This is a genomic window from Pantoea sp. MQR6, assembly GCF_022761075.1.
GTDB classification, from domain to species: Bacteria; Pseudomonadota; Gammaproteobacteria; order Enterobacterales; family Enterobacteriaceae; genus Pantoea; species Pantoea phytostimulans.
Map to the genome: position 1 here is coordinate 132,471 of NZ_JAKYXB010000004.1, position 25,456 is coordinate 157,926.

Sequence of the window (25,456 nt, forward strand, 5' to 3'; positions counted from 1 at the left end):
ACGAGTCTTATCCCTGTTAAGCTGCAACGCAAGCCTATACTGATGAAGGTTCATCGCGTATGTTTCACAACGTTAAAATGAACTCACCCTTTTACTTTGAAGCATTGCCATGAACCCCTCTTTGCCGCGTAAACCGGGACGTAAACGTCCAATGAAACTTAGCACCCTGACCACGCTAATGATGGTGGCAGTGATCTTTACGGTGCTGCTTAGCGTTCATCTGCTCTATTTTATTCAGATAGATAATTTCACCCGCTCCCACGTCAAAGATAAAGCGCTGGCCGTTGCGCGCACCTTAGCTGACGATCCGCAAATCCAGCGAGGGTTAACACTATCTGCTGACCAGAGCATGATTCAACCTATCGCCAAAGCCGTACAAAAGCGCAACGATTTATTGTTTGTGGTGGTGACTGACATGAACGGCATTCGCCATTCGCACCCCAACACAGCCTTAATTAATCAGCGTTTTAAGGGCGCTGATTTGCTACCCGCCTTGGGCGGTCATGAAAATATCTCGGTCAATCACGGCACGCTGGTGGAGGCATTACGCGTTTTTACGCCCGTCTTTAACGCGCAGCATCAGCAAATTGGCGTGGTGGCGATCGGTATATCGCTTAGCGATGTGTCGGCGCAGATCTCTAAAAGTCGTTGGAATATCTTCTGGACCATTTTGCTTGGCGCTTCGGTGGGATTACTTGGCGTGCTCATTCTTGTCAGGCGACTGAAAGGTATTTTGCTGGGTCTGGAGCCTCATGAGATTTCCAGCTTGTTTGAGCAGCGTCAGGCGATCCTCGATTCGATCAAAGAAGGCGTGATTGCCGTTGATGAACAGGCGCGCGTTACGTTGATCAATCAGGCCGCGCAGCAATTGCTACGTGAAACAGCCATTGAAGCCCCGCTTAGCGGCGATCGCGTGCCCGAAAACTCCCTGATGCTGAATCATTTGCGAGACGCGCTGCATGGCGGCAAAGCCTGGCACGATGAAGAGTTGAACGTGCGGGGTCGGATCATGATCAGCAATACCGTGCCGGTTCGTAGCCGTGACCGCATTATTGGCGCGGTGTGTACCTTCCGTGACAAGACCGAAATCAGCCAGCTGATGCAGCGTCTGGACGGCATGGTAAACTATGTCGATGCGCTGCGGGAACGCTCCCACGAATTTATGAATAAGCTGCATGTTATTCTTGGCCTGCTGCATATGAAAAATTATGCGCAGATGGAAGCGTACATTTTAAAAACCGCGAATAATTATCAAACGGAGATTGGTTCGCTGCTACAACGCATCAAATCACCGGTCATTGCTGGCTTTCTGTTAAGTAAAATAAATCGGGCCTCGGATCAGGGACATCGTTTGATGCTCAGCGATGCCAGTTATCTGCCTGACAGCGGCAGTGAACAGCAGGTAGCGGTATTGATTACTGTTATCGGGAATTTGATCGAGAATGCGCTCGAAGCGTTGGATCAACAACAGGAAGGTGAGATACACCTGCTGTTGCATTACCAGCGTGGTTGGTTGTCGTGTGAAGTGAGTGACGATGGGCCGGGCATCCCGGCTGAGATTGAAACCGCTATTTTCGAGAAAGGGTTCTCCTCAAAAGGCGATGATCGTGGCGTGGGCCTGTTTCTGGTTAAACAGCAAACAGAGAGCCTTGGCGGGAATATCAGCGTCGAATCAGAACCGGGCGTGTATACCCAATTTTTTGTACAACTCCCGTGGGATAAAGGAAATAAAGTTTCATGATCAATGTGTTAGTGGTTGACGATGATGCGATGGTCGCAGAGCTGAATCGCTGCTATATCGGCCAGGTTGCAGGGTTTACTTGCTGTGGAACCGCGTCGACCTTACAACAAGCGAAAGATCGATTAATGCAAACCGATCCACCCGTGGATCTCATCCTGCTGGATATTTATATGCAGCAGGAAAACGGTCTGGATCTGCTGCCAGAATTGCGCAGCTCTCAGCGCCCGGTTGATGTCATTATTATCTCTTCAGCGGCCGATGCAGCGACCATTAAAACATCGCTGAACTATGGCGTGGTGGATTATCTGATAAAACCGTTTCAGTTTTCGCGCTTTGAAGAAGCGTTAACCAACTGGCGGCAAAAACGTGTGCAGATGGACAACCAACACTATTATCAGCAAGCAGAGCTGGATCAGCTGATTCATGGTAATCCTCCCGCCACCAACGAACAAAAGCGCTTGCCCAAAGGGCTTACCCCGCAAACGCTTCGCACGTTATGTCAGTGGATTGATGCGCATCCCGGAACGGAATTTTCCACCGATGAGCTGGCAACGGAAGTCAATATCTCGCGCGTATCTTGCCGTAAATATCTGATCTGGCTTGCTGAAATAAATATTCTGTTTACCACTATTCATTACGGTGCCACCGGCAGGCCGGTTTATCGCTATCGTCTGCAAGCGGAATATCACTCTTTACTCAAGCATTATTGTCAATAAAACAGCTCAACTGATATTGATGATCCAGCAGCTCAAAATTGAAGTGGCGTTGTGATGAGCAGATAACGCGCTGATCACGGGTGACGAAAATGGCTTCTATGTCAGCGTGTTCGGCAAGATACGCGATGCCCTTTTCGACACCCATGCCATACAACAGCGTGGTATAGATATCGCCATCAATTGAACGATCAGAGATTATGGTCACGCTCAGTAATTCATTGTTCAGCGGATAGCCCGTTTTAGCATCCAGAATGTGATGATAAATTTGGTCATTAACCTGGAAATAACGCTCATACACGCCTGACGTCACCACTGATTTATTCACTACTGTGATCACACCAATCAACGCATCGGTTGCGGCAAAAGGTTTTTTGAGGCCAATCGCCCAACCTTGTTGATCAGCCGGCTCGCCCAGGGTTTGTACGTTGCCGCCCAGATTAATCAATCCGCGCGTAACGCCTTGCTGGCGCAGAAAGCCCTGCACGCAATCGGCGATATAGCCTTTTGCAATCGCGCCAAGATCAATCTCCATTCCCTCTTTCGCTAAAAATACGGAATGCGTTGATTCATCCATTATCACGTCATGCGGCTCACAGCGCGTCAGACAAGCCGACAGTTCGCTTTCTGGCGGTACACTGTTGCCCTGAAAACCAATCTTCCAACATTTTACGACCGGGCCGATGGTGAAGTTAAAAATGCTGCCGGGTAGCAAGCTGACTGCTTTGGCACAGCGAATCAGCTCGAAAACACGCGGGTTAACCTGAACCGGATGCTGACCTGCAGCCAGATTGATATTCATCACTTCCGAGGGCGTGCGGTTTACCGTAAGCAGATTTTCCTGATGCTTGATTAAACGGAAAACATCTCTGGCCAGGGCTTCATTATGATCGAAGAGTTTGAGCTGAATGGGCGAGCCCATTAATACAGCGGAGTAAGCATAGACTGCGTCGCTTGTTGACATGATCGCCTCTGCTTAAGCGTTGAAAAGCGCTGTGCCCATATTGTCATGGGCACAGCTAACGTTTAACGTCGGGCGAAAGCCGCAGCGTTACGTCCCGCCAGAATACCGAAAATGATAATATCTGCCACCGCGTTACCGCCAATGCGGTTAGCACCGTGGATACCACCGACCACTTCACCCGCAGCCCAGGCACCGTTGATCACCTGTTTTTGGCTGTCCAGCACGGCGGTATCAGGATTGATCGTCACGCCGCCCATCGTGTGATGCACACCTGGCGCGATGCGAATCGCATAGAACGGGCCTTCATTCAGCGGATGGCGCAGCGCAGTAGTACGGTTGAAGTCTTCATCTTTCTGCTTAATCACAAACTGATTGTAGCGATCCAGCGTCGCTTTTAAGGCGTTTTGATCCATATTCAGCTTCACCGCCAGCTCTTGCACAGTTGGCGCGCTGTTCACGAATCCTTTGGCAATGTATTCGTCAGCGGCTTTATTGTTTTGACGAACCTGTTCATCAAAGATAATCCAGGCACTTTTTTCCGGTAACGCGATGATCTCTGCAGAGACTTTGTCGCGCGTTTCCATCTCATTGAAGAAGCGTTGCCCCGCCTGACTGACTAAGATGGCCCCGCCGCCACGAATGGACTCAGAAATCAGATAAGACGTGGTCTGCTCAACGGTAGGGTGTATTTGGATTTCGCCCATGTCCACGGTATCTGCCCCGATGCGTTGCAACATAGCGATACCGCTGCCGGTGGCGCCTTTATGGTTCGTTGTAACAAAGCCATCCAGCTCAGGACGATACTGAACCACCATTTCGCGGTTTGCGCTGAATCCGCCCGTCGCCACAATCACGCTTTTCGCATACAGGATACGGCTGTCGTTGTACTCATCAACAACCTTCACCCCAGCAACCGCGCCGTTTTCATACAGGATTTCAGCGACTGACGTTTCTAACAGCACTTCAATGTTACGTTTATTAATGTTTTTAACCAATCCGCTGATCAAGAAGCCACCCACCGCAGAGCGGTCAGCAGGACGGTGCGTACGGTCAATACTCATACCGCCTGTGATGGTGATATCGTTCAGTTCGATGCCGTGATCAGCTAACCAGTCAATCGCTTCAGGGGCCAGTTCAACAAATTCTCTTAACAACACCGGATTGTTTTTGAATTTGCCGCCTTTAAGGGTTTCTTCATAGAACAGCTCTTTGCTGTCTTCAATGCCCCTGAGTTTCTGATAACGGGTTTCCGCTGCGTTCATGCCAACGGATGCTTTGATGGTGTTGCCCCCGATGGTAGGCATTTTTTCAATAATGACGACGCGCGCGCCTTCATCACACGCCTGAATCGCCGCAGCCAGACCTGCACCCCCGCTGCCGACAATCACCACATCATAGTTTTGTGGTGCCGCAGGATTACCGCCCTCCTCAATCACGTGCTCTTTGCTGGAGGTGGCCATGGCGCGAGAAACCGCTTTTTTCAACGCTTCACTTTGCGTAGTTGCCCCGGTGATGGCATCCACATGTGGGCTGTTTGCCACCAACATGCGGGTACGCAAGCTTTCAAAGGTGGTGGTGAAATCAACATCCAGCGAATCATCAGGCACCAGCGAAATATCGGTAATACGGTCGGTATCCAGCGTGACGTTGATTTTCAGCTTCAGCGCTTCCGCCTCAACTTTTTCCTGATAAACGCCCGCTTTGTATTTGCGACCGCTGTCGCTGACGTCACGAATCATCGCGTCCACCAGCGAGAAGCGCCACAGCGGCTCAGGAATGTTCAGTGCCTCGCGCTGGGTGCTGTCGATGTAAAGTTCAAGCTGCTCATTATTGATAATGCGGTCAGCCCAGTTGGGATAGGCGATGCAGGCTTTACCCACCGCGACCAAATCAAAACCGTGTTCCAGCGCAGATTCCGCATCCGCTTTGTTCAACACGCCGCCGACACCGATCACCGGCACTTTCGCCAGCGTTTCAGAACGCATGGCGCGGAACTTGGTGATCAATGGTGTAGGATCGCTGGTATCAACAATGGAAGGTCGCAGCAGCTGTCCGACGGAGAAATGCACATAATCCAGCCCGCGCGCCGCCAGTTTTTCCAGCAAATACATCGTGTCGTCAAAACGAATGCCGGGCACTTCGAGCTCTTCTGGCGAGAATCGATAGCCAATGATGAAGCCTTTGTGCGCGAAGCGGTCTGCCATTTTGTGAGTAATGTCGAGTACTTCCAGCGGAAAGCGGGCGCGATTGTCGCGACTGCCGCCCCACTTGTCATCACGCTGGTTGGAGTTTGGCGAGTAGAACTGCTGGATGAGATAAGTATTTGCGCCGTGAATTTCTACGCCATCAAACCCGGCCTTGATGGCGCGGTTAACGGCATCACCAAATTTGGTGATCATCACGTCGACTTCTTCTGCTGTTAACGCTTGTGGCGTCGTCGCCCCTTCACGCGGTGCGGCGATGGCGCTTGGCGCTACCGGCTTTTTGCCGCCGATCAGCTCGGGTTCGACCATGCGGCCGCCGTGGTAAATCTGCAAAATGGCGAGTGAACCTTCCGATTTGATCGCGTCAGCAATGCGCTTTAATCCAGGTATTTTGTTGTCGCTATCAATGCCGATAGCGCCGGGAAACGCAGGGCCTTTGGTGTCAATAAAACAGCATTCAACGATCACGGTACCAATGCTGCCTGCGCGGCAACGATAATACTCCACTAATTCGCTGGTGACGGTTCCATCATAAAAACCGGTGCAGGTCGTCATGGGTGCCATGACAAGACGATTTTTAAGCACGGCACCGTTTGGCAACGTAAGAGGATTGAGGATCGGGGTGAGCGTATTCATTTATGATCGACTCCAAAAATTAAAAAACCTTGAATTCTTTTGCGGACGCTATTTCTCAAAGAATAAAGTGGTCCGATGTCATGCTGTAAATATACCAATTTCTTTAGCTATATAATCGATAAATTTAGTTTTTTAACTTTTTAATTATTTGGAGTTAATTATTGCTGTTTTGCTAAAATAATATTTGACTTAATTGTTAACCATAGGTTGACAAAAATCAACCTTTCATTTACAATTTAAATATATACTTATAAAACAATAAGTTATAAATAAGTAAGACCATACAAAAATAAAGTCTCTGGCTAATCTCAGCCTGCAATAGATTTAATGCATCTAAAATTCACGTTATAAAGAATGAAGCCTGTTAAAAAAGAAAACGTCATTAATTATTTCTTGATCTAGATCAAAATCATTAATTATATAAATCGCAAAATATTCTCATCCACCCAATAAAGAGCTTCGCAGCAATTGGGAAATAAAAAATGAAATACTTCACCTGTCGCGATTAAACCGCTAAATAATCAGAAAAGAAACTAAAGTAAATGTTAGCGAACTATCGTGGCGTAAACCGCATCCTTATCAACTTGTAGACCAAAACTATGAAACCACTATCAACGATGAGTGAACCCCCAAAAGCAGCACCTGCTGCAACCGGGCAAAAAAAACGCTATATCATGTTGTTTCTTCCTGTCTTAGTCGCTGTTCTGTTACTCCTCGTTCCGGTCCCTGCGGGACTTGAACCTCACGCCTGGCATTTCTTTGCTATTTTCGTAGGCGTCATTATCGGTTTGATCTTTGAACCGCTGCCCGGCGCGGTCATTGGGTTAACCGGTGTGGTGGTCATCGCCCTGTTTAGCCAATGGCTGCTGTTTAGTCCGGCAGAACTGGCTGATCCGACATTCAAAACGGCAACGCAAGCCTTTAAGTGGGCGGTCAGCGGATTCGGCAACTCAACCGTCTGGTTGATCTTCGGTGCCTTTATGTTCGCTGCGGGTTATGACAAAACGCAGTTTGGTCGTCGACTGGCGTTGATTTTAGTGAAGTATCTGGGACGTCGCAGCCTGACATTGGGTTATGCGATTACCTTCGCTGACCTGCTGCTCGCACCGTTTACGCCGTCTAACACCGCACGCAGCGGCGGCACTATTTATCCCATTATCGCTAACCTTCCTCCGCTTTACGGCTCTAAACCCAACGACCCAAGCGCCCGTAAAATTGGCTCTTACCTGATGTGGGTTGCTATCACTGCCGCATGTATCACCAGCTCTATGTTCTTATCCGCCTTAGCCCCTAACCTGCTGGCGCTGGCGCTGGTAAAAAGCATTATTGGATTTGAAATCTCTTGGGGAACCTGGTTCCTGGCCTTCCTGCCGCTGGGTATCTTGCTGATTTTAACCATGCCTTTACTGGCGTACTTGTTCTATCCGCCAGAAGTCAAAATCAACGATGAAGTACCGCGCTGGGCCAGCAGTGAACTGGAAAAACTGGGTCGTCTGTCACGCAACGAAATTCTGTTACTGATCTTCGTCGTCTGCGCACTGCTAATGTGGATTTTCGCAACAGCATGGATTGAACCGGCTATGGCTGCGCTGCTGGTGGTAGTACTGATGCTGTGGACCGGCGTCCTGAACTGGAACGACATCACCAGTAACAAACCGGCCTGGAACACCTTTGCCTGGTTTGCCACGCTGGTCGCGTTAGCGGATGGTTTAGCACGCGTTGGATTTATCGCCTGGCTGGGTAAAGAAGGTGGGCATTTGCTGAGCGGCTTCGACCCACAAGTCGCGGCGGTAATGCTCATGATCGCCTTCTTCTTACTGCACTACCTGTTCGCCAGCACCACTGCACATACCACCGCGTTGTTACCCGCCATGTTGACCATCGCGGCCTCAATTCCAGGTATCAACATGCCCGTCTTCTGTCTAATGATGGTTACGTCGTTGGGTGTGATGGGCATTATTACCCCATACGGCACCGGCCCAAGCCCGATTTATTACGGTAGCGGCTACCTGCCAACCAAAGATTACTGGCGCCTGGGCACTATTTTCGGTGCTATCTTCCTGGCCGCCATGATGCTGATTGGTTATCCGTGGATGGTGTGGATGTTCTAAAAGCGCGATACAAAAGCGTGTAGATCAACGGCTTGTATTATACCATTCCAACACTTGCCAGCCCGTCGTCTCCTCGGCGGCTGGCAAGATAATAAAAGATTTCATTCTGCCAATGGTGTTGTTTCTTCTCCGACAAGAGGGAGAACGAAGCTGCAGATCATTAAGTGAGCATAAAATGTCGAATAAGCCTTTCTATTATCAGAACCCTTTTCCACTTACCCATGAAGAAACTGAATATTATCTGCTGAGCAGCGATCACGTTTCAGTTGCCGAATTTGATGGTCAGGATGTATTGAAAGTCGATCCTCAGGCGCTTACCCTGCTGGCCCAACACGCGTTCCATGATGCCTCCTTTATGTTGCGTCCTGCGCATCAGCAGCAAGTTGCCTCAATCCTGCACGACCCGGAAGCCAGCGAAAACGATAAATATGTGGCGCTGCAGTTTTTGAAAAATGCTGAGATTGCCGCCAAAGGTATTTTGCCCACCTGTCAGGACACCGGCACCGCGATCATCATGGGTAAAAAAGGTCAACGCGTCTGGACCGGCGGTGGCGATGAAGCCGCGCTGTCGCAGGGCGTTTACAACACATTTATTGAAGACAACCTGCGCTATTCACAGAATGCTGCGCTGGATATGTATAAAGAAGTGAATACCGGCACCAACCTGCCCGCGCAGATTGATCTCTACAGCGTGGATGGCGATGAGTATAAATTCCTTTGTATTGCAAAAGGTGGCGGTTCGGCCAACAAAACGTATCTCTATCAAGAAACCAAAGCGCTGCTTGCTCCGGGCAAGCTGACAAATTATTTGGTCGAAAAAATGCGTTCGCTGGGCACCGCAGCCTGCCCGCCTTATCACATCGCGTTTGTGATTGGCGGCACTTCCGCTGAAAGTACCCTCAAAACCGTGAAACTGGCCTCAACGCATTACTACGATTCTCTGCCCACTGAAGGTAATGAGCACGGCCAGGCATTCCGTGACGTGCAGCTTGAGCAGGAATTACTGGAAGCGGCGCAAGGTCTTGGTTTAGGCGCACAGTTTGGCGGCAAATATTTTGCTCACGATATTCGCGTGGTGCGTTTACCGCGTCATGGCGCATCCTGCCCGATTGGCATGGGCGTATCCTGCTCTGCCGACCGTAATATCAAAGCGAAGATTAACCGCGACGGTATCTGGATTGAAAAACTCGAAGACAATCCCGGCCAATATATTCCCGCAGAACTGCGTCAGAAAGGCGAAGGCAATGTGGTTAACGTTGACCTTAATCGTCCGATGAATGAGATTCTGGCCCAGCTTTCTGAATACCCGGTTTCTACCCGCGTATCGCTGACCGGCACCATCATCGTGGCGCGTGACATTGCTCATGCCAAGTTGAAAGAGCGTATCGATAACGGTGAAGGTTTACCGCAATACATCAAGGATCATCCGGTCTATTACGCGGGTCCAGCCAAAACGCCAGAAGGCTATGCTTCAGGTTCGCTTGGCCCAACAACCGCAGGTCGCATGGACTCCTACGTTGACCTGCTTCAGGCGCATGGCGGTAGCAAAGTGATGCTGGCAAAAGGCAATCGCAGCCAACAAGTGACGGATGCGTGTCATAAGCACGGCGGCTTTTACTTAGGCAGTATTGGTGGCCCGGCAGCGGTGTTGGCTCAGCAAAGTATTAAAAGCCTGGAATGCGTTGAATACGCAGAACTGGGAATGGAAGCGATTTGGAAAATTGAGGTGGAAAACTTCCCTGCCTTTATTCTGGTCGATGATAAAGGCAATGATTTCTTCCAACACATTGAGCGCAATCTGTGTGCGAAATGCGTTAAGTGAAGGAATGAAGCCGATGCTGTCTAAACGTCACCTTTGACGGCAGACGGCACAGCCTGATTTGCTAAAAAGGTCTGAGTCCAACTCAGACCTTTTTTATTTCTTCCTGATCATTCATCGCTATTGAGCCATCTCATGACCCGAGGGTGTTCAGCCGCAGTCAGACGCTGAAAAGCGGGCAGCAGCGCTTCAGCGGCATCTTCCAGCGCACCAATCAATGCTTGCGCTGCGACCGGTAGCTGTCGATTTTGCTGCGTGATAACGCCAAAGAAATAGGGAATATCCTCTTCCAGCGGAACAATCGTGACGCCTTCCAGCGGAATACCCCATGCCGTTACCGGTTCAAGAATCGCCACGCCCAGCCCGGCGCGAACGCAGGCAAGAATATTGGCCGACGAATTGGTTTCAATCATTTCATGAGGCGCAACCTTGAGTTTTTTCAGCGCCTTTTCGAAACGGCCTCGCAAACGTAGCGGATTCAAGGGTGCAATGAGACGACGTCCTGCCAGGCAAGTCAGCGTAAGCTGCGGCTCTTTCGCTAAAGGATCATCATGGCGTAGCGCAACCACACAGCGCGACTGCCCAATCCAGTGTAAATCCATCGCATGGTGTTCCAGCGGCAGGCTGCAAAGGCCGATATCCGCTTCGCCCGTAATCACCGCGTGCGCCGTTTGCTCGGCAGATTCGCTAATAATCTGCACTTTGTTTTGCAGATCCAATGTTGCCAACGCCTGGGGCAGCAGCCCGGCGGCCAAGGCAGGTGTCGCAGCAATACTCAACGGGCGATGCTGTTGATGACCAATTTCTTCCGCACGTAGCCGAATTTGTTGCAGTGATTGCAGCGCTTTTTGCACATATTGATGCAGTTGCAACGCTTCTTCACTGGGGTGAATACGCGGTCCATTACGGATAAAAAGCAGATATCCCAGCGACTGTTCCAGCTCTTTAATCAAGCGCGTAACAGCGGGTTGAGAGCGGTTTAACGCTTTGGCCGCAGCCGTGACGCTGCCGGTAGAAATCACTGCGGCAAAGGCTTCCAGCTGTTTCAAATCCAAATCATGTAACGTTGTCATTCAGAAAACATGTCCTGACGAAAAGAATTCACGGCAATCATAGGGTAAACCATCATTTTTGTAGAAATCCTGCGACGACCCTTACCGCTTGATGGCGAAAGAATGTGAGTTTACCGCTGAAAGCGTTACAGCCCGACACCTGCCGGGCTGTAACAACGTTGCGTTAAACAGGGGTTAACCCCATCAGGTTCTGACCCTGAGCGCTGCTTCAATTTTATCGGCGGCTTTTGTCACGATGTAAGCGATAACCATGTAGAACACCACCGCAATCGCAAAGGCTTCGAGATAATAGAAATTTAATGCTGCAGTCAACTGTGCCTGCGCAAAGATATCAATCACCTCAATGGCGAATGCCAGCGAAAGTGCCTTCATGATCACCATGAATGCGTTTGCCAGGTCAGGAATAGCCGCGACGATAATTTGTGGAAATAGCACGCGTCGAAACAATTGCGCTTGGGTATAGCCTAAAGAGTGAGCTGCATCAGCCTGACCAGCGTCAAAAGAGTTCAATGCGCCCTTCACCACTTCAGCCTGAAACGCTGCAACACAGGCTGTCAGCGCGACAATAATGATCACCCAGTTCGGCAACGAATGCGCATTCACATCAACGCCAAACATCGACGCCACAAAATGCAGTGCGGGCGGCAAACCGTAGTACGCAAGGAAAATCACCACCACCATCGGAACGCCTTTAAAGGCGATCTTGTAAGTGATGACCAACTGTCGCAACACCACAATGCGTTTGTGTTCAATGAACGCAAACAGGCCGCCAACCAGCGTTGAGAAGAGAAAAATCGTCACCGCCATCGCCAACGTGACAGGCACCGCCTCCATAATGCTGAGGAAGTCCGGCAGCAAAACGTCAATATCGAACATAATTATGGCTTCCCCTTTAGACGTTTGCGGTGAATGTGATCTTCGCTGACGCGGTTTTCGAGGTGTATTTCGCATGGCGAAGCTCGAAGAAACGCACAATGATCCAGGCGATCAAGCACAGCAATGAGTAGATACCAGCCAACACCAGATAAGTACCAAACTGATATTGGTTGTAGTCGCGTTCCATAATCAAATGCGCCGTTGCCATCACATCCGCCGCGCCGATATACATCACCAACGCCACATTGTGGATCAGGTAAATAATGGCGTTGCCGTAACCCGGTAAAGCAATGTGTACCGCCTGCGGTCCGATAACACGGGTAAGCTTTTGGCGAAAGGTATAGCCGAGGCTGTCGGCGGCATCATGCTGACCGCGCTCAACCGCCAAAAATGCTGGACGCATCACCTCAGACAAATAGCCGCCGTGGTAAAGACTCAATCCCACCATTGAGGCTGTTGTCGCCGAGAGGAAATCGTCCATCCCAAACAATCCTGTCACCAGCGGTAAACCGTAAAACGCCACAAACAGTTGCAGCACCACGGGAACACTTCGGGCATAGGAGACATAGAGATCGGCCAGCTGGCTAATTACCGCAATCCTGCGTACCCGGAATGTTGTCGCCACCAGCGCCAGCACAAAGCCGACGAGTAAGGCGACAAACATAATGGCGAGCGTCAGCGGCAAAGCCGAAAGTAGCTCGGGAATCATGGAAGAGAGATCCACTTGAAACACTCCTGATTAAAAATTCAGCGTTTACCTGTCATCATCGACTCTGTGATGTTAAGCGGATCGATTACTTCATGTACCGAACAACGTCTTCGCCAAACCATTTCTGTGAAAGCTTATCCAGCGTGCCATCATCTTTCAGCTCTTTAAGCGCCTTGTTAACGTCATCGTTCAGCGCTTTGTTTTCATCTGATTTATGAATCATCACGTAGGTGTTATTGATTGATACCGGTTCGCTCGCTTTGATCGCCAGTTTCTGATTATCAATCACCGTCTGCTCACCCAGGTTAGAGGGCAGAATCAGGGCATCATATTTGCCGCTTTGCACTTCTTTCAGGCGATCTGGATAAGGAATACCGGCGCTTGAGGCTTTAATAGTAACTTCATCGCTTGGGTTCTCTTTCTGCCACTGAGTAACAAATTTATAGACGCCGCCACCTGCAGTTACCGGCACGATTTTCTTGCCTGCCAGATCTTTCATCCCGTTGATGTTGCTGTCTTTACGGCTGTAGATCTTCATCAGACTGGCACCGATTGGGCTATCTGGGATCAGGAACTGTTTGCTGCGCGCAGGCGCTTTGTAATAACCGCCGGAGACCATGTCATATTTGCCGGTAACAAGGCCGGTTTCTTGTGCCAGATCGGCGGCCCCCTCCATTACAAATTTGTACTGCGGCAGTTTAGCGTTGACCGCTTTAAGTACATCCGGCTCATAGCCTTGTGGCTCAACGCCGATAGCGCCCCATGACAGCGGCTTAGATTCTGCCGCCGTGGCAATTTTAATGGTACGCACGCTATCTGCGTAGCTAAACCCAGCGGTGGTCATTGCCAGGGCAACGATGCCCGGCATAGCGAGGCGACGTAATGTGGTTTTGATTGCAGGCATGTCTGTCTTTCCTTTTTAGTTTTTAGAGTACGCGTTCTGAACTGAGGAACTGAGCCAGTCGCGGTGTCGCAGGGTTGTCGAAAATCTCGGCTGGGCTGCCTTCTGCAGCGACCACGCCCTGATCCATAAAGACAATGCGGTTTGAGATACTTTTTGCGAACTGCATTTCATGCGTGACCAGCAATGACGTGATGCCTGAAGACGTCACTTCTTTGATCACTTTAAGCACTTCACTGACCAGTTCAGGATCCAATGAGGAAGTCGGCTCATCAAACAGGATCACATCGGGGCGAACCGCCAGCGCACGCGCAATACCGGTGCGCTGCAACTGCCCGCCAGAGAGCTGAGAAGGATAGTGATCTTGTTTGGCAGACAACCCAACGCGCTCCAGCTCCTGCATCGCAATGTCGCGCGCCTCTTCTTTAGACTTGCGTTGCACCACGACCAGCGGATCCATCACGTTTTGAATCACCGTCATGTTCTTGAAGACGTTGAATTGCTGAAACACCATCGCCGTTCGCAGGCGAATAGCGTTGATTGCCGCTTTGTTGGTGGATTGATAATCCATGCGGATTTGATCCAAGGCGATGGTGCCGGACGTTGGCTTCGCCAGATAATTGATACAGCGCAGCAGCGTGGTTTTCCCGGTTCCGCTTGGGCCGATGATTGATACCACATCACCGCGTTTTACCGAAAGATTGACGCCTTTGAGTATCTGGTTGCTGCCGTACGACAGTGTAATGTCATTGAGTTCAAGCATGGTTATTGACGCCCTTTTGCGTGAGAAACTCTGTTTAACGCGACTGAATTTGCCCTACCTGGCCTAAATAATGCGAATGGCAGAGAGGCGGCCAGCGTGTTCACCCTTAGGAAGGGGGTCAGATGCGTAGCCAGCGCCTTCGCGATTCGAACGGTGACGGGAAGAAAGATCACTTTTCGATCTCTGCATGACCGAGCACATGCATCAGGCGATTAGCCCAACCGAAAATCGAAATAGCATGAATCAGGTCGAGTATTTCGTTGTCGTCCAGGCCTTCTGCTCGCAGCGCGTGAATATCTTCTGGCGTTGCCTGTGACGGTGTCACCGAAAGGCGACGGGCAAAACGGTAAATAGCCGCATCGCGTGCGTTAAGCGTTTCGGGTTTATTGAAATAGAGCGCGCTGACCACTTCATCGCTTTTGGTCAGTTGTGCATGACGGCGGGCGTGAACAACCGCGCAATATTTGCAACCATTGACGATGGAAGCGCCTAACGCACCCAGCTCACGGTCAGCGCGCGCCAGGCCGCCTTCGACATACATGATCGCGTTAAATAACTCGGTGCGGGCCACATAGCTGTCCGGGTCATGTGCCAGCGTGCGCACATATTCTGAGACCTTCTTGTTAGAAGGCGTCACCTTCATCGCATTAAGTTGCTCGGGCGTGGCCTCGGCAAGTTCAACCGGCGCGATATAGGGATGCCAGGTCAACGGTTTCAGGCTAACTAAGGGGATCATGCTGACCTCATCAGGCGTAAGCCAGCCGCAACGCGTGTCTGGAAATTCACAAATGCAATCAGTTCAGAGAGCGCGACAATCTGGGCATTATTCAGGCCCGCCTGCTCGAGACGCGCAATATCATCTGCTGCTGCCTGATCTGGCGTCACCGTCACCAAATCAACATGGCGCGCAACGGTTGCCAACGGCTCAGGTAATTCTTGCGTGCCTGCGGCCAGCGCCTGCAATGTTTCTGTCGGTGACAGCGCGGTAAGCTGCGCGCCATATTCAGCGATCAACGCCTGATCTTCATTAAGAGCAGCAATGCGATGCGCTAACGCAATACGCAGATCGGGCGCGAGTCCGTGATCATTTGCGGGTTCAAGCACTGAAAGCCGACATTGCTCTGCGCCCGCTACAAATTCTGGGCGGAATCGGCGTGCACGGAAAAGCGCGTCTTCCAGTGAAAGCCCAGCGGCCTTATCAATAGCGTCGATCACAACGCATTCTCCTGTTTAATTAAAAGGGTTGAATCAGTCCATTCGTCGCCCTGAAGTTCAGGGATGTCGTAAGCGACCAGGTTGGAGAAATGGGTTTCGACATCTTCGGCAAACAATGAGGCGGTGATGCCGCGCACTAACCGCTCGGCTCCGGCACTCACAGCGGGAATATCACCTGAAACCTTGCCGTGTGTGAGCATCGCCGCATCGTTAAAGCAGTAGACGTGCGCCAGCAAGGGGCAGGAATCTGCAACGCGTTGCTGGAACTCAAATGCCGGGCCGAGATCGGGCGCTTCCAGCATATTGCTACGGGGCTCGCCCATATCTGGCGTGTAGCGACCATCAGCCCAGGTACGAATGTGCGGCGCAAGGGCAGCGAACTCCGCACGTCCGCTGAAATCATTTGAGAAACCCGTAGCTGCAATGAGAAAGTCGTAATGCATCGCCCCTTGTGTGGTTTCGATCAACAGACCTTTCTCATCTTGGTGAACCGCAACAATGCCGCAATCCAGCAAGAAACGGGCATTGGCATGGCGAGATACGCGCAGCGTCGAGGCGCGAGGCGGCGGCGTTTGCGTTGTCGCGGTGTAGTCGACAAATTTCCATTTCCACTCATCAGGCAATTGATGCATTCCGTGCACCACGCCCTGGCTACCAATGCCGGTCATTTTATTGATACGCGGCATCGCTTTTCGGCGGATCAGCATATCAACAGAACCTGCCCCCGCTTCAAGTGCAGTGGCCGCATTGTCCATAGAAGAAGCGCCAGCGCCAATGACGGCGAGACGCTTACCTTTCAAGGCAGCGAAATCGATCTCATCGGCTGAGTGCGCCCAGAACTGATGGTCAATGCCTTGAAGGAATTCAGGCACAGCAAAGCCGCCTAAACCCGAGCGGCCTGTCGCCAGAACCAATCGACGGGTATAAACACGCCCGGTTTCTGCGCCTTCAATATCTATCGCAATCAGATCGTCCACGAAGGCAATCGCGGTCATGCGCACGTTGTTCTGTACCGGCAGATCCAGCACGTTGCGATACCAAATCAGATAATCCATCCACTGATCTTTGGGAATTTTGTCCAGTGCTTGCCAGGCTTCCGCTCCCCACTGCGCGGTAAACCAGGCGCGAAACGTGAGTTGAGGTAAACCCAGCGCGGGGCCATGCAGGCTTTTGGGTGAGCGTAGCGTTTCCATGCGCGCAAAAGTGATCCACGGGCCTTCGCGACCCGCAGGTGCGGCATCATAGGCAACCACATTGTTAATGCCGCTCAGCACCAGCTTTGCTGTGGCTGCCAACCCGCACATGCCAGCCCCAATAACCACAACATCACGCACCGCATTGCCTTGGTAAGTCCGCTCGGGCACCCACGCTTTGGCGGGCAGTTCAAGGAATGTCAGGTCTTGCTGGAGCTGGGCTTCAAGCGTGGCAAGGCCACTTTGCCCTGCTGATGTTGTATGCGTCATTGAATGGGATCCCTTTCTAAACTGACATTGGTTAAGCCAGATCGCGTTAAGTAAAACAGCGAATAACCTACTGATAGTGAGGTTTTTTATTATTGATAAATTGCATTATCAAACACTCAACATCCAATAAATGGATAGTAAACAGCAAGGTTTTGGATAATCCTCTTCGCTATTAAAAGAGTCAATAATGTCGGTCACTTATCAACCAATGAATTTCTTATATCTTATTGCGAAATTGATATAACGCCATTTTACTCGCTTGAGCTTTTATAATTTGCAGTTAGCAGGTTGAGCTGAAAAGATGACGGAATAATTAGCTGAGGTAATATCTTTTAAGAGAGGAAATCGGCGTTAGCCGTAAAGCGTGGGGATGAAATCAGGAGTAAACGCACGGTATTCAGCGCAGAATAAAGCAAAACGGGTAACGCATAATGCGTCACCCATTGCGCTATATATCAACTGCTTATAGGACTATTAACGTCATGACAGCTTGTCAGGCACGCTGCCAACAGACAGCCCGCGAATAACGTCATTACTGCGGAATCACTTTCTCTTCTTTCAGCTTATCGAACAGCTCGGTGAATGAATCCAGCGAGCTACGATAACCGGTAAAGCCCGCTTTCCGGCTTTTGCTCATATCAGTGAACGCTTCCATTGGTCGGCCTAGATCTGCATCGGTGTGCCACCACGAAACCAGTTTGTTGATATCGGTTTCACGCAGCTGATAACGGGTAGCGATCTCTGTCCATGCCGCTTCTGCTTCCTGCATACGGTTCTCCAGCGGCATGATCTGCGCCGGATAATCCGCCGCTTCAACACCAAAATAAGCAGCCAGACGCGGCCACATCCAGTTCCAGCGGAACACATCACCGTTCACCGAGTTAAAATCTTCGTTAGCCGCTTCAGGCGATGTCGCGGCCCAAAGCAGCTGCTCTGCCAGCAAACCTGCATCCGTCACATCGACTACACCGTTCCACTGTTCTGGCGAACCCGGGAAGATGAATGGCCAACCTTTCTCACGGCACAGCGTGGCGTAGACGGCCAGCGTCTGACCCATGTTCATCGCATTGCCCAATGCGTAACCTACAATGGTGTGCGGACGATGCACGCTCCAGCGGTAATCATATTTTTCCGCACCCGCAAACACTTCATCTTCCTGCGCGTAATAGAAGTTATCAACCGGCTGACGTCCCTGCTCTTCACGGAATGGCGTGACCGGCACCGCGCCTTTACCGTAGGCTTCGAACGGGCCGAGATAGTGTTTTAGTCCGGTGATCAGTGCAACATGCGCGCCTTTTAGGCGATCGCCTAACGCTTCGATCACGTTACGCACCATCGCACCATTGACGCGGATATTCTCTTTTTCAGTGTCCTGACGTGCCCAAACGCTGAAAAACAGGGCATCCGGCTTCACATCTTTCAATGCTTCGCGAACGGCAGTTTCGTCAGTTAAATCAGCGGTCAGGCTGGCGCAACCTTCTGGAACGGCACCGCGTCCCCGCGAAAGGCCGCTGACCTGCCAGCCTTCATGCAATAATTTTTCTGCCAATGCACGACCATTAACCCCACTGATACCGACAATCAAAGCGTGTTTCTGCATTTCAATTCTCCTCATTTTGCGTATTTACTAGCTTAATAGAGAATTTAAGGCTTATCTGTGTCATTTTTTCACAGCATTCCCAACTTGAGTTCATCAATCTATGCACGATCAGCGTTTAAAAGACATTATCCCGTTCGTTGCCAGCGTAGAGCGCGGCAGCTTTACTGCCGCAGCCCAGCGTTTGCATGTCACAGGTTCAGCCATCAGTAAAAGCGTCAGCCGACTTGAGGCACGACTGGGGTCGCGCCTGTTGGAGCGCACCACACGCAGCCTGCGCCTGACTGATGCCGGAACCGCTTACTACCAGACCTGTATCCGTATTATGGAAGAACTGGCGGAAGCTGAATCAGTATTAGCCGCGCAGCGCACTATTCCATCCGGTCGCTTGCGGTTGGCAATGCCCAATACCTATGGCCGATTAAATGTCATGCCGCTACTGATCCCGTTCTGCCAGAAATACCCCGAACTGGAATTAAGCCTTAGCTTTTCGGATCGCGTTGTTGACCTGTTTGATGAAGGCATTGATGTGGCTATTCGCATTGGTGAAGTACAGGACCTACCGGAATCGTTGGGATTTCGCTGCATCGGCCGGGAACGTATGGTGTTTTGCGCTTCGCCGGATTACCTCATTCAGCAAGGTCGGCCGCAGAACGAAAGCGAATTGCTGCAACATCGCGCCATTCTTTACGAGCGCGTGGATGGCTCCCCCAAGCCCTGGTTGTTTATTAATGAGGAGGGCTATCCCACCTGGCGAACGCTACCGCATCGTATGGCGCTTGGAGACGTTGATGCGCAAGTTCAGGCCGTCTGTGCCGGATTGGGCGTGGCGCAAATGCCATCATGGTTGATTCGCCGCGCGCTTGATAACGGTGATTTGGATGTGATATTACCCGACCTTCAGCCGGATGGATTGATGCTGACATTAGTCTGGCCGCGACGTAAGCAGCTCTTACCGAAAGTGGATGCGCTGTTAGGGACGCTGGCGGCGTTAGTGATTCGTTGAAAGCGCTCTTTTGCGCATGTTGTCAGGCGTGAGGGAGCGTGTTAATCGCTTACCCGCTGTGGGGAGTAATTCCTTCACTATCCCCAATAAAGGGATATGAGTTAACGCTCCCGACAAGGGCAAAAAGTCTTCTATTGATAAAATCCTCCCTCGGCACTTCATCACTTTAGCGGCGGTTTATTGCAGAGAGCGTAATAGTTGCGCTTTACGCTGACGTTGGTCACACCAGACGGTAAATATTCCCGCCAGGGCAACAATAGACGCGCCCATTAACGTTGAAGGCCCAGGCAGGCTATTCAGGAACAGATAACCAATCACCATCGACCACACCAGCGTGGTGTAATCAAATGGCGCTAATAATGAAGCATCGGTGTAGCGCAAACTCATCGTTACCAGAATTTGGGCCATGCCACCAAAGAAGCCGCAGCCAACCAGCAGTAATAGATGAAGCGGTGTAGGCATTTTCCAGCCAAACAGCGCGCTTGCCAGACCAATCATCATGGTCATTAACGAAAAATAGAACACAATGGCACCGGGTTTTTCGATGCCGTTAAGAAAGCGAATTTGTACGTTAGACGTGGCAGAACAGAGAGCAGCGATCAGAGCAAACAGCGCGCCTAATCCAGCACCGGTTGCCTGGCCTTCCGCTGCAAAAAAAGAGCCGCTAGCGGTCAGGTTTGCCGAAAGCATAATAATGATGCCGGAGAAACCGACGAGAACAGCCAACCAGCGGGATAAGCGCACATTTTCCTTCAACAGCAACGCCGCCATAATCACCGTAAATAGCGGCGCAGCGTAGCTAATGGCTGTGGCATCAGCCAGAGAAATATATACCAGTGCCATATAGTTAAAATACATGCCACCGGTACCGGAGAAGCCGCGAATAAGATGACCGAAGATATTTTTGGTTTTTATACTTTCAAGCACATTACCTTGAATCTTTAGCCAAATTAATAAGGGAATTAATGCCACAAACGATCGGAAAAATATCACTTCACCCGTGGGGATATTACCTTGTAATGCTTTTACGCACGCCAGCATTAATGTCGCACACAGGGCTGAAGAGATTTTCAGCAAAACCCCAAATCTGGCATTCATTTTATCCCCTTCAATAACGTTCATTCTCAGGCGCAGCCATTTCCCACACCAGGATCGGGATTACCATAGGGCGCAGCCGCTAAGAGCCGATAAGATAATTTTGTTCTGCCCGGATAGTTTTTGCTTATCACGGCGGCGTGAAGCGCGCTTTGATGGTCATATAATTAGCCTATCTCCCGACACTGTTTACCTCTTACCCTCCACCAGACAAAGTCGATATAGTCCAGAAATGTCGTCATAACCGAACTAATAACAGTGACGTTTTACGCCGTCAGGCTATATCGCCTGCTGCGCAACATCAGCCATGGGAAATGCACAATGACTTTGAAAAAATACGTCTGTTTGGCAATGGCCTTACCGTTAACCTTATCGGTCTTACCGGCCAAAGCCGATCTGTTGTCAGACATTCAATCTCAGGGCGAACTTAAATGTGCCGTCTATTCCGATGTGCCACCGTTCTCCGCTCCCGATCCTAAGACACGTCAACTCGTCGGCATGGATGTTGATCTCTGTAACGCGCTGGCTAAACAGATGGGCGTGAAATTGCAACTGATGCCAACCTCAATTGAAGCGCGTATTGCCGTCATTGCCACCGGCCGCGCGGATGTCTTGATTGCCAACCTTGCTTATACCAAGACCCGCGGTAAGCAGATTCAGTTCAGCGACCCGTATTACGTTGCCAAAGAAATGTTGCTGGTGAAAAAACCCAACGCAGACAAAATGCTGGCAGATTTCAAAAACAAGCGTATCAGTGCCACCAAAGGCACCACCTCTGAGCAATCCATTGTGCTGAAAGGCGGCAAACCGCTGACTTTCCAGGATGCAGCTTCAGCTTTCCTGGCGCTGGAACAGAACAAAGCGGTCGGCTTTGTGACCAACACCATGACCGGCATCAAGATGATTAATCAGGCGAAAAAAGAGGGTATCGACCTGGCGATGATCAAAGAGCCGATGGCGCTGGAACCAATTGGTATCGGCATGAAGCGTGATGAACCGGCGCTGCTGGCTAAAGTCAATGACAGCCTGAAAGCCATGGACGATGACGGTACTATTGATAAGATTTGGGCCACCTGGATTGGACCAAACACTGAATACAAAATGGTGCGTGAGGAGCGCGTACAACCGCTTGCCAGCCTGAAATTCGAAGCCCTGGAATAACCGATGGATCGCTTGTCCAGAGAAGTGGCGTATTCCGCAACGGATAGTCCGGCAACCCTGTCAGAAAGCATCCGGCTCTCGACCATGGGCAGTCGCGCCTGGCTGATAGAAGCGCCAGGTGCGTTTGACCTCCCCGCTCAGCGTCGTATCTGGTCGTTGGCGCGTATCCTGGCGAGCAGTGAAGATGTCGAGTCGCTGATCCCAGGCGTAACCAACTTACTGGTGCTGTTTCGCGCCACGCCCGCCGATCCCGACGTCATCCACCAGCGCTTGCGGGTCAGTTGGCAAGCGGCGCAGGCGATACATCCGCAGGGAAAATTAATCGAGATCCCGGTCTGCTATGGCGGCGAACACGCTACCGATCTGGATGCGGTTTGCCGTCATACGGGGTTGTCAGCGAAAGAGGTTATACGCCGTCATTACCAAGGCAGCTACACCGTTTTTGCCTTGGGTAGCGCACCTGGCTTTGGTTATCTGCATGGCCTGGATGCTTCCCTGGCGACGCCGCGTAAAAAAGTGCCCTCCCTGAACATGCTAAAAGGCACTGTAACCATCGGCGGCCCACAAGCGGGTGTTTCAGTCCTGACCGGACCCAATGGCTGGAATGCAATTGGCTATGCAGAACTCGACGTGTTTGATCCCTTGTCAGACGTTCCGGCCTTAATGGCACCGGGTGACAGCATAAGGTTTGTGCCAGAGAGGATTGAACTGTGATAATCATTGAAAAAACCGGCGCGCTGAACACAGTGCAAGATCTGGGCAGACGTGATTATCGCCACCTTGGGGTATCGGTAAGCGGCGCAATGGATACGCTGGCGCTGCGTGCCGGTAATCTTTTGCTGGGTAATCAAGAAAATGCCGCGGCGATTGAAATACAAGTTTTTCCTTTTCGGGTACGTTTTCAGGCTGACACCGCCATTGCTCTAACCGGCGCTGATTGCCGTGCTCAACTCGACGGCGTTGACTTACCGCCGTGGTGGGGCTGCAACGTTCGAAGCGGGCAGGTACTGGAATTGCGCTACCCGCGCCATGGCGCACGCGGCTATCTCTGTGTGGCGGGCGGCATTGATGTTCCTGTGGTGATGGGATCACGCAGTACCGCGCTGCGCGGTGGCTTTGGCGGTTTTGCTGGCCGTCAGCTCGAACGCGACGATGTACTGACATGGGGTGAAAGCCAGACACCAGGCTTACCGGAGAGCGGGATTGGCATCGAACCCCCCTCTTCTGCTTTGCGCCACGCTTTCCCGTTGAACCGCAGCGGCCAGCGCCTGATTCGTGCCATTCCCTCCGGTGAGTACGCGCTATTTTCCGCAGACGCTGAACGCTTTTGGCAGCAACCATGGCAAGTTTCACTTCAAAGTAACCGCACCGGCTATCGCCTGGCGGGCGAACCGATTTTACCGTCAACGACTGTTGAGATGCGCTCTTACGGTTTGATTCCTGGCATTGTGCAGGTTCCTCCCGCTGGCGAACCGATTATCCAACTCAGTGATGCCAATACGGCGGGCGGTTATCCGAAAATTGCCTGTGTAATTGAAGAAGATCTCTGGCAGCTGGGGCAAGTTCAGCCGGGTCAGTTTATCCAACTCATTCAGGCCACACATCAGGATGCCATTGTTGCCCATGAAGCGATCAATCACTGGCTGGCGCGCCTACGCGTCTGGCTGCTTCCGCTCAAACGCGTCGTGGGACATTAATTTTTAACAGGAGAACAGCATGAAGATCGATGTGAATTCCGATATGGGCGAAGGTTTTGGCGTCTATCAGCTGTGCGATGATGAGGCTCTGATGAAGGTGGTCTCTTCCGCCAATATCGCCTGTGGATTCCATGCGGGCGATCCGGCCATCATGACGCGCATGGTGCGGCTGGCAAAAGCGCGCGGGGTGGGTATTGGTGCGCATCCCGGTTTGCCAGATCGCCAGGGTTTTGGCCGCAAAGAACTGCCTTTTTCACCCGATGAAATTTGCCAACAGGTGATCTATCAGCTGGGCGCGCTGAGCGCCATTGCCCGCGCTGAAGGTACGCGAGTTTCGCACGTCAGTTTCCACGCAGCGATGGGCAATATCATTAACCGCGACGAATCGCTGGCGATGCAGGTCATGCAAGCCATTGCACGCCTCGATGCTGAATTGATCATTTTTTCACAACCCGATACCCATACCGAACGCGCGGCTCTCGCCGCTGGCTTAAAAAGCCTGACGCTGTTTCTTGCCGACCGCGCTTACGATAAGCACGGCCAATTGGTGCCGCGTAGCATTCCCGGCTCGGTGATCAAAGATGATGCAGCCGTGCGCGCTCGTGTGCGCCAATTTTTGCAAGAAGGCACGGTAAACACCTTTGACGGCACGCTGCTACCGCTTCGCGCACGTTCAATTCTGGTACACAGCGACACGCCGGGTTCGGTCGAACTGGCCACGCTGGTACGCAGTGAAATTGAAGCCAATGGCGCAGAAGTTGCCCCAGCGGCGTCCGTTTTAGCGGAGTAATTTATGAATATTCGGCGGCTGAAGTCTTTTATCACCATTGTCGATATGGGCAGCATAACGCGTGCCGCCGATGCCTTACACATCGCGCAACCTGCACTGAGCCAGCAACTGGTTGCGCTTGAGGAGCATTTCAAGCGCAAGCTGCTGATTCGTAGCCAGCAAGGCGTGGTTCCGACTGAGGCGGGTAACGTCCTTTATGGCCACGCTAACGTCATGTTACGCCAGTTTGCTCAGGCCGAGCTGGATGTGCTGGATGCTGGACAAGCCCTTTCGGGTCGCGTTTCGGTAGGGCTTGCTCCTTTCAGCATTGCCGCCACGCTGGCAATGACGTTGCTGACAGAGATGCGCCAGCGCCATCCTGGCATTTTGCTGCATTTGGTGGAAAGCGTGGGTCAGGCTTATAGCGAACTCGTCGCCAATGGGCGGTTGGAAATGGCGCTGCTGCATGGTCGAGGCGGTATCAAAGGGCTGAATTACGAGCCGCTGGTTCAGGAAGAGTTTTTCTTTGTGGCACACGCTAATTTTGACTTTGATGATGATGGCGGCCCGCTTCAGGTTAAACAGCTCAGCACTTTGCCGATGCTGCTTCCGCCTGCGTATAACTTTGTCCGACGCGCTATCGACGAGGCTTTCAGCCTGAATAATATGTCGATTAATGTGGTCGGTGAACTGGAAGCGGTGAAAAGCATTGCCCGCGGCGTCGACGCCGGTCTGGGTTGTACCATCATGCCAAAAGCCATTGCAGAGCGAATTCAATCAGAATCACGTGACGTGGTCATCCGTTCTTTGGCTGGCCCGGCGATTAACGAAACGCTGTCGCTGTGCATCTCCGATCGCACGGCACTTTCTGAGCCGGCGGCAGCGGTGCGTGAGCTGCTGCTGGAGTTAACGGCAGGATTGAATTAATGGGGCACATTATGTG

Annotated in this window: 22 protein-coding genes; 10 read left to right on the plus strand and 12 right to left on the minus strand. The window is 51.4% G+C overall.

The features are described 5' to 3' along the window. Positions 1-109 precede the first annotated feature (109 nt). Entirely contained in the window at positions 110-1,741 is a 1,632-nt protein-coding gene (locus MUG06_RS15790) for a sensor histidine kinase (protein WP_243079184.1), read from the plus strand. Further along, the gene (dcuR, locus tag MUG06_RS15795; protein WP_215848644.1) at positions 1,738-2,457 is read left to right on the plus strand and encodes a two-component system response regulator DcuR; all 720 of its coding nucleotides are present in this window, start codon (positions 1,738-1,740) and stop codon (positions 2,455-2,457) included. Before MUG06_RS15790 ends, dcuR begins: the two co-directional genes overlap by 4 nt. Here the strand turns inward: dcuR and MUG06_RS15800 are convergent. Together MUG06_RS15800 and MUG06_RS15805 are read right to left on the minus strand one after the other, a co-directional pair. Next, the gene (locus MUG06_RS15800) at positions 2,438-3,418 is read right to left on the minus strand and encodes an FAD:protein FMN transferase (RefSeq protein ID WP_243079185.1); all 981 of its coding nucleotides are present in this window, start codon (positions 3,416-3,418) and stop codon (positions 2,438-2,440) included. The two genes, dcuR and MUG06_RS15800, sit on opposite strands and share 20 nt — an antisense overlap. A gap of 62 nt (positions 3,419-3,480) precedes the next feature. Further along, a complete protein-coding gene (locus MUG06_RS15805; protein ID WP_215848642.1) occupies positions 3,481-6,258 on the minus strand; it encodes a flavocytochrome c in 2,778 nt (925 codons plus the stop codon). Positions 6,259-6,857: 599 nt separating this feature from the next. Between MUG06_RS15805 and MUG06_RS15810 the strand changes: the two genes are divergently transcribed. Both MUG06_RS15810 and fumA read left to right on the plus strand, forming a co-directional pair. After that, the gene (locus tag MUG06_RS15810) at positions 6,858-8,369 is read left to right on the plus strand and encodes an anion permease (protein WP_243079186.1); all 1,512 of its coding nucleotides are present in this window, start codon (positions 6,858-6,860) and stop codon (positions 8,367-8,369) included. A 175-nt stretch (positions 8,370-8,544) separates the two neighbouring features. Then, positions 8,545-10,191 carry a class I fumarate hydratase FumA gene (fumA, locus tag MUG06_RS15815; RefSeq protein ID WP_243079187.1) on the plus strand — a complete coding sequence of 549 codons (1,647 nt, stop codon included), beginning with the start codon at positions 8,545-8,547 and terminating at the stop codon, positions 10,189-10,191. Positions 10,192-10,298: 107 nt separating this feature from the next. On the opposite strand, the gene MUG06_RS15820 is transcribed toward fumA, so the two are convergent. The 9 genes from MUG06_RS15820 to MUG06_RS15860 all read right to left on the minus strand — a co-directional run bounded on the left by MUG06_RS15820 (position 10,299) and on the right by MUG06_RS15860 (position 18,788). Further along, positions 10,299-11,261 (minus strand): LysR family transcriptional regulator, encoded by a 963-nt coding sequence (locus MUG06_RS15820; RefSeq protein WP_243079188.1) that lies wholly within the window; start codon positions 11,259-11,261, stop codon positions 10,299-10,301. 183 nt (positions 11,262-11,444) lie between these two features. Continuing rightward, on the minus strand, positions 11,445-12,137 hold the full coding sequence (locus MUG06_RS15825; RefSeq protein ID WP_243079189.1) for an ABC transporter permease subunit: 693 nt from the start codon (positions 12,135-12,137) through the stop codon (positions 11,445-11,447). Positions 12,138-12,153: 16 nt separating this feature from the next. Then, positions 12,154-12,846, minus strand: a complete 693-nt coding sequence (locus MUG06_RS15830; protein WP_243079429.1) for an amino acid ABC transporter permease — start codon at positions 12,844-12,846, stop codon at positions 12,154-12,156. A gap of 85 nt (positions 12,847-12,931) precedes the next feature. Next, positions 12,932-13,750: a transporter substrate-binding domain-containing protein gene (locus MUG06_RS15835; RefSeq protein WP_243079190.1), complete on the minus strand. Its 819-nt coding sequence runs from the start codon at positions 13,748-13,750 to the stop codon at positions 12,932-12,934. A 22-nt stretch (positions 13,751-13,772) separates the two neighbouring features. Further along, entirely contained in the window at positions 13,773-14,510 is a 738-nt protein-coding gene (locus MUG06_RS15840; RefSeq protein ID WP_215848639.1) for an amino acid ABC transporter ATP-binding protein, read from the minus strand. A gap of 169 nt (positions 14,511-14,679) precedes the next feature. Continuing rightward, positions 14,680-15,246, minus strand: a complete 567-nt coding sequence (locus MUG06_RS15845; RefSeq protein WP_215848638.1) for a peroxidase-related enzyme — start codon at positions 15,244-15,246, stop codon at positions 14,680-14,682. Continuing rightward, complete coding sequence (locus MUG06_RS15850; protein WP_243079191.1) at positions 15,243-15,725, minus strand: hypothetical protein; 483 nt, start codon at positions 15,723-15,725, stop codon at positions 15,243-15,245. The genes MUG06_RS15845 and MUG06_RS15850 overlap by 4 nt, the downstream gene beginning before the upstream one ends. Then, entirely contained in the window at positions 15,722-17,188 is a 1,467-nt protein-coding gene (locus MUG06_RS15855; RefSeq protein ID WP_243079192.1) for an NAD(P)/FAD-dependent oxidoreductase, read from the minus strand. Before MUG06_RS15855 ends, MUG06_RS15850 begins: the two co-directional genes overlap by 4 nt. Positions 17,189-17,720: 532 nt before the next feature. Beyond that, the gene (locus MUG06_RS15860; protein ID WP_215848635.1) at positions 17,721-18,788 is read right to left on the minus strand and encodes an SDR family oxidoreductase; all 1,068 of its coding nucleotides are present in this window, start codon (positions 18,786-18,788) and stop codon (positions 17,721-17,723) included. 100 nt (positions 18,789-18,888) lie between these two features. Between MUG06_RS15860 and MUG06_RS15865 the strand changes: the two genes are divergently transcribed. Next, a complete protein-coding gene (locus MUG06_RS15865; protein ID WP_243079193.1) occupies positions 18,889-19,791 on the plus strand; it encodes a LysR substrate-binding domain-containing protein in 903 nt (300 codons plus the stop codon). A 177-nt stretch (positions 19,792-19,968) separates the two neighbouring features. Here MUG06_RS15865 and MUG06_RS15870 read toward each other — a convergent pair whose 3' ends face one another. Then, positions 19,969-20,889, minus strand: a complete 921-nt coding sequence (locus MUG06_RS15870; protein WP_243079194.1) for a DMT family transporter — start codon at positions 20,887-20,889, stop codon at positions 19,969-19,971. A gap of 318 nt (positions 20,890-21,207) precedes the next feature. On the opposite strand from MUG06_RS15870, the gene MUG06_RS15875 reads away from it, so the two are divergent. The 5 genes from MUG06_RS15875 (at position 21,208) to nac (ending at position 25,440) form a co-directional block, all read left to right on the plus strand. Next, positions 21,208-22,047 carry a transporter substrate-binding domain-containing protein gene (locus MUG06_RS15875; protein ID WP_243079195.1) on the plus strand — a complete coding sequence of 280 codons (840 nt, stop codon included), beginning with the start codon at positions 21,208-21,210 and terminating at the stop codon, positions 22,045-22,047. A gap of 84 nt (positions 22,048-22,131) precedes the next feature. Continuing rightward, positions 22,132-22,761: a 5-oxoprolinase subunit PxpB gene (pxpB, locus tag MUG06_RS15880; RefSeq protein WP_215848716.1), complete on the plus strand. Its 630-nt coding sequence runs from the start codon at positions 22,132-22,134 to the stop codon at positions 22,759-22,761. Beyond that, complete coding sequence (locus MUG06_RS15885) at positions 22,758-23,744, plus strand: biotin-dependent carboxyltransferase family protein (RefSeq protein WP_243079196.1); 987 nt, start codon at positions 22,758-22,760, stop codon at positions 23,742-23,744. Before pxpB ends, MUG06_RS15885 begins: the two co-directional genes overlap by 4 nt. A gap of 19 nt (positions 23,745-23,763) precedes the next feature. Then, positions 23,764-24,534 (plus strand): 5-oxoprolinase subunit PxpA, encoded by a 771-nt coding sequence (locus MUG06_RS15890; RefSeq protein ID WP_243079197.1) that lies wholly within the window; start codon positions 23,764-23,766, stop codon positions 24,532-24,534. 3 nt (positions 24,535-24,537) lie between these two features. Further along, a complete protein-coding gene (gene nac / locus MUG06_RS15895) occupies positions 24,538-25,440 on the plus strand; it encodes a nitrogen assimilation transcriptional regulator NAC (RefSeq protein WP_215848632.1) in 903 nt (300 codons plus the stop codon). Positions 25,441-25,456 lie beyond the last annotated feature (16 nt).

What these genes read in the sequence shown, in the direction of transcription:
- MUG06_RS15790 (WP_243079184.1), top strand. Translation starts at nt 110, where the DNA reads ATGAACCCCTCTTTGCCGCGTAAACCGGGACGTAAACGTCCAATGAAA.
- dcuR (WP_215848644.1), top strand. Translation starts at nt 1,738, where the DNA reads ATGATCAATGTGTTAGTGGTTGACGATGATGCGATGGTCGCAGAGCTG.
- MUG06_RS15800 (WP_243079185.1), bottom strand. Translation starts at nt 3,418, where the DNA reads ATGTCAACAAGCGACGCAGTCTATGCTTACTCCGCTGTATTAATGGGC.
- MUG06_RS15805 (WP_215848642.1), bottom strand. Translation starts at nt 6,258, where the DNA reads ATGAATACGCTCACCCCGATCCTCAATCCTCTTACGTTGCCAAACGGT.
- MUG06_RS15810 (WP_243079186.1), top strand. Translation starts at nt 6,858, where the DNA reads ATGAAACCACTATCAACGATGAGTGAACCCCCAAAAGCAGCACCTGCT.
- fumA (WP_243079187.1), top strand. Translation starts at nt 8,545, where the DNA reads ATGTCGAATAAGCCTTTCTATTATCAGAACCCTTTTCCACTTACCCAT.
- MUG06_RS15820 (WP_243079188.1), bottom strand. Translation starts at nt 11,261, where the DNA reads ATGACAACGTTACATGATTTGGATTTGAAACAGCTGGAAGCCTTTGCC.
- MUG06_RS15825 (WP_243079189.1), bottom strand. Translation starts at nt 12,137, where the DNA reads ATGTTCGATATTGACGTTTTGCTGCCGGACTTCCTCAGCATTATGGAG.
- MUG06_RS15830 (WP_243079429.1), bottom strand. Translation starts at nt 12,846, where the DNA reads ATGATTCCCGAGCTACTTTCGGCTTTGCCGCTGACGCTCGCCATTATG.
- MUG06_RS15835 (WP_243079190.1), bottom strand. Translation starts at nt 13,750, where the DNA reads ATGCCTGCAATCAAAACCACATTACGTCGCCTCGCTATGCCGGGCATC.
- MUG06_RS15840 (WP_215848639.1), bottom strand. Translation starts at nt 14,510, where the DNA reads ATGCTTGAACTCAATGACATTACACTGTCGTACGGCAGCAACCAGATA.
- MUG06_RS15845 (WP_215848638.1), bottom strand. Translation starts at nt 15,246, where the DNA reads ATGATCCCCTTAGTTAGCCTGAAACCGTTGACCTGGCATCCCTATATC.
- MUG06_RS15855 (WP_243079192.1), bottom strand. Translation starts at nt 17,188, where the DNA reads ATGACGCATACAACATCAGCAGGGCAAAGTGGCCTTGCCACGCTTGAA.
- MUG06_RS15860 (WP_215848635.1), bottom strand. Translation starts at nt 18,788, where the DNA reads ATGCAGAAACACGCTTTGATTGTCGGTATCAGTGGGGTTAATGGTCGT.
- MUG06_RS15865 (WP_243079193.1), top strand. Translation starts at nt 18,889, where the DNA reads ATGCACGATCAGCGTTTAAAAGACATTATCCCGTTCGTTGCCAGCGTA.
- MUG06_RS15870 (WP_243079194.1), bottom strand. Translation starts at nt 20,889, where the DNA reads ATGAATGCCAGATTTGGGGTTTTGCTGAAAATCTCTTCAGCCCTGTGT.
- MUG06_RS15875 (WP_243079195.1), top strand. Translation starts at nt 21,208, where the DNA reads ATGACTTTGAAAAAATACGTCTGTTTGGCAATGGCCTTACCGTTAACC.
- pxpB (WP_215848716.1), top strand. Translation starts at nt 22,132, where the DNA reads ATGGGCAGTCGCGCCTGGCTGATAGAAGCGCCAGGTGCGTTTGACCTC.
- MUG06_RS15890 (WP_243079197.1), top strand. Translation starts at nt 23,764, where the DNA reads ATGAAGATCGATGTGAATTCCGATATGGGCGAAGGTTTTGGCGTCTAT.
- nac (WP_215848632.1), top strand. Translation starts at nt 24,538, where the DNA reads ATGAATATTCGGCGGCTGAAGTCTTTTATCACCATTGTCGATATGGGC.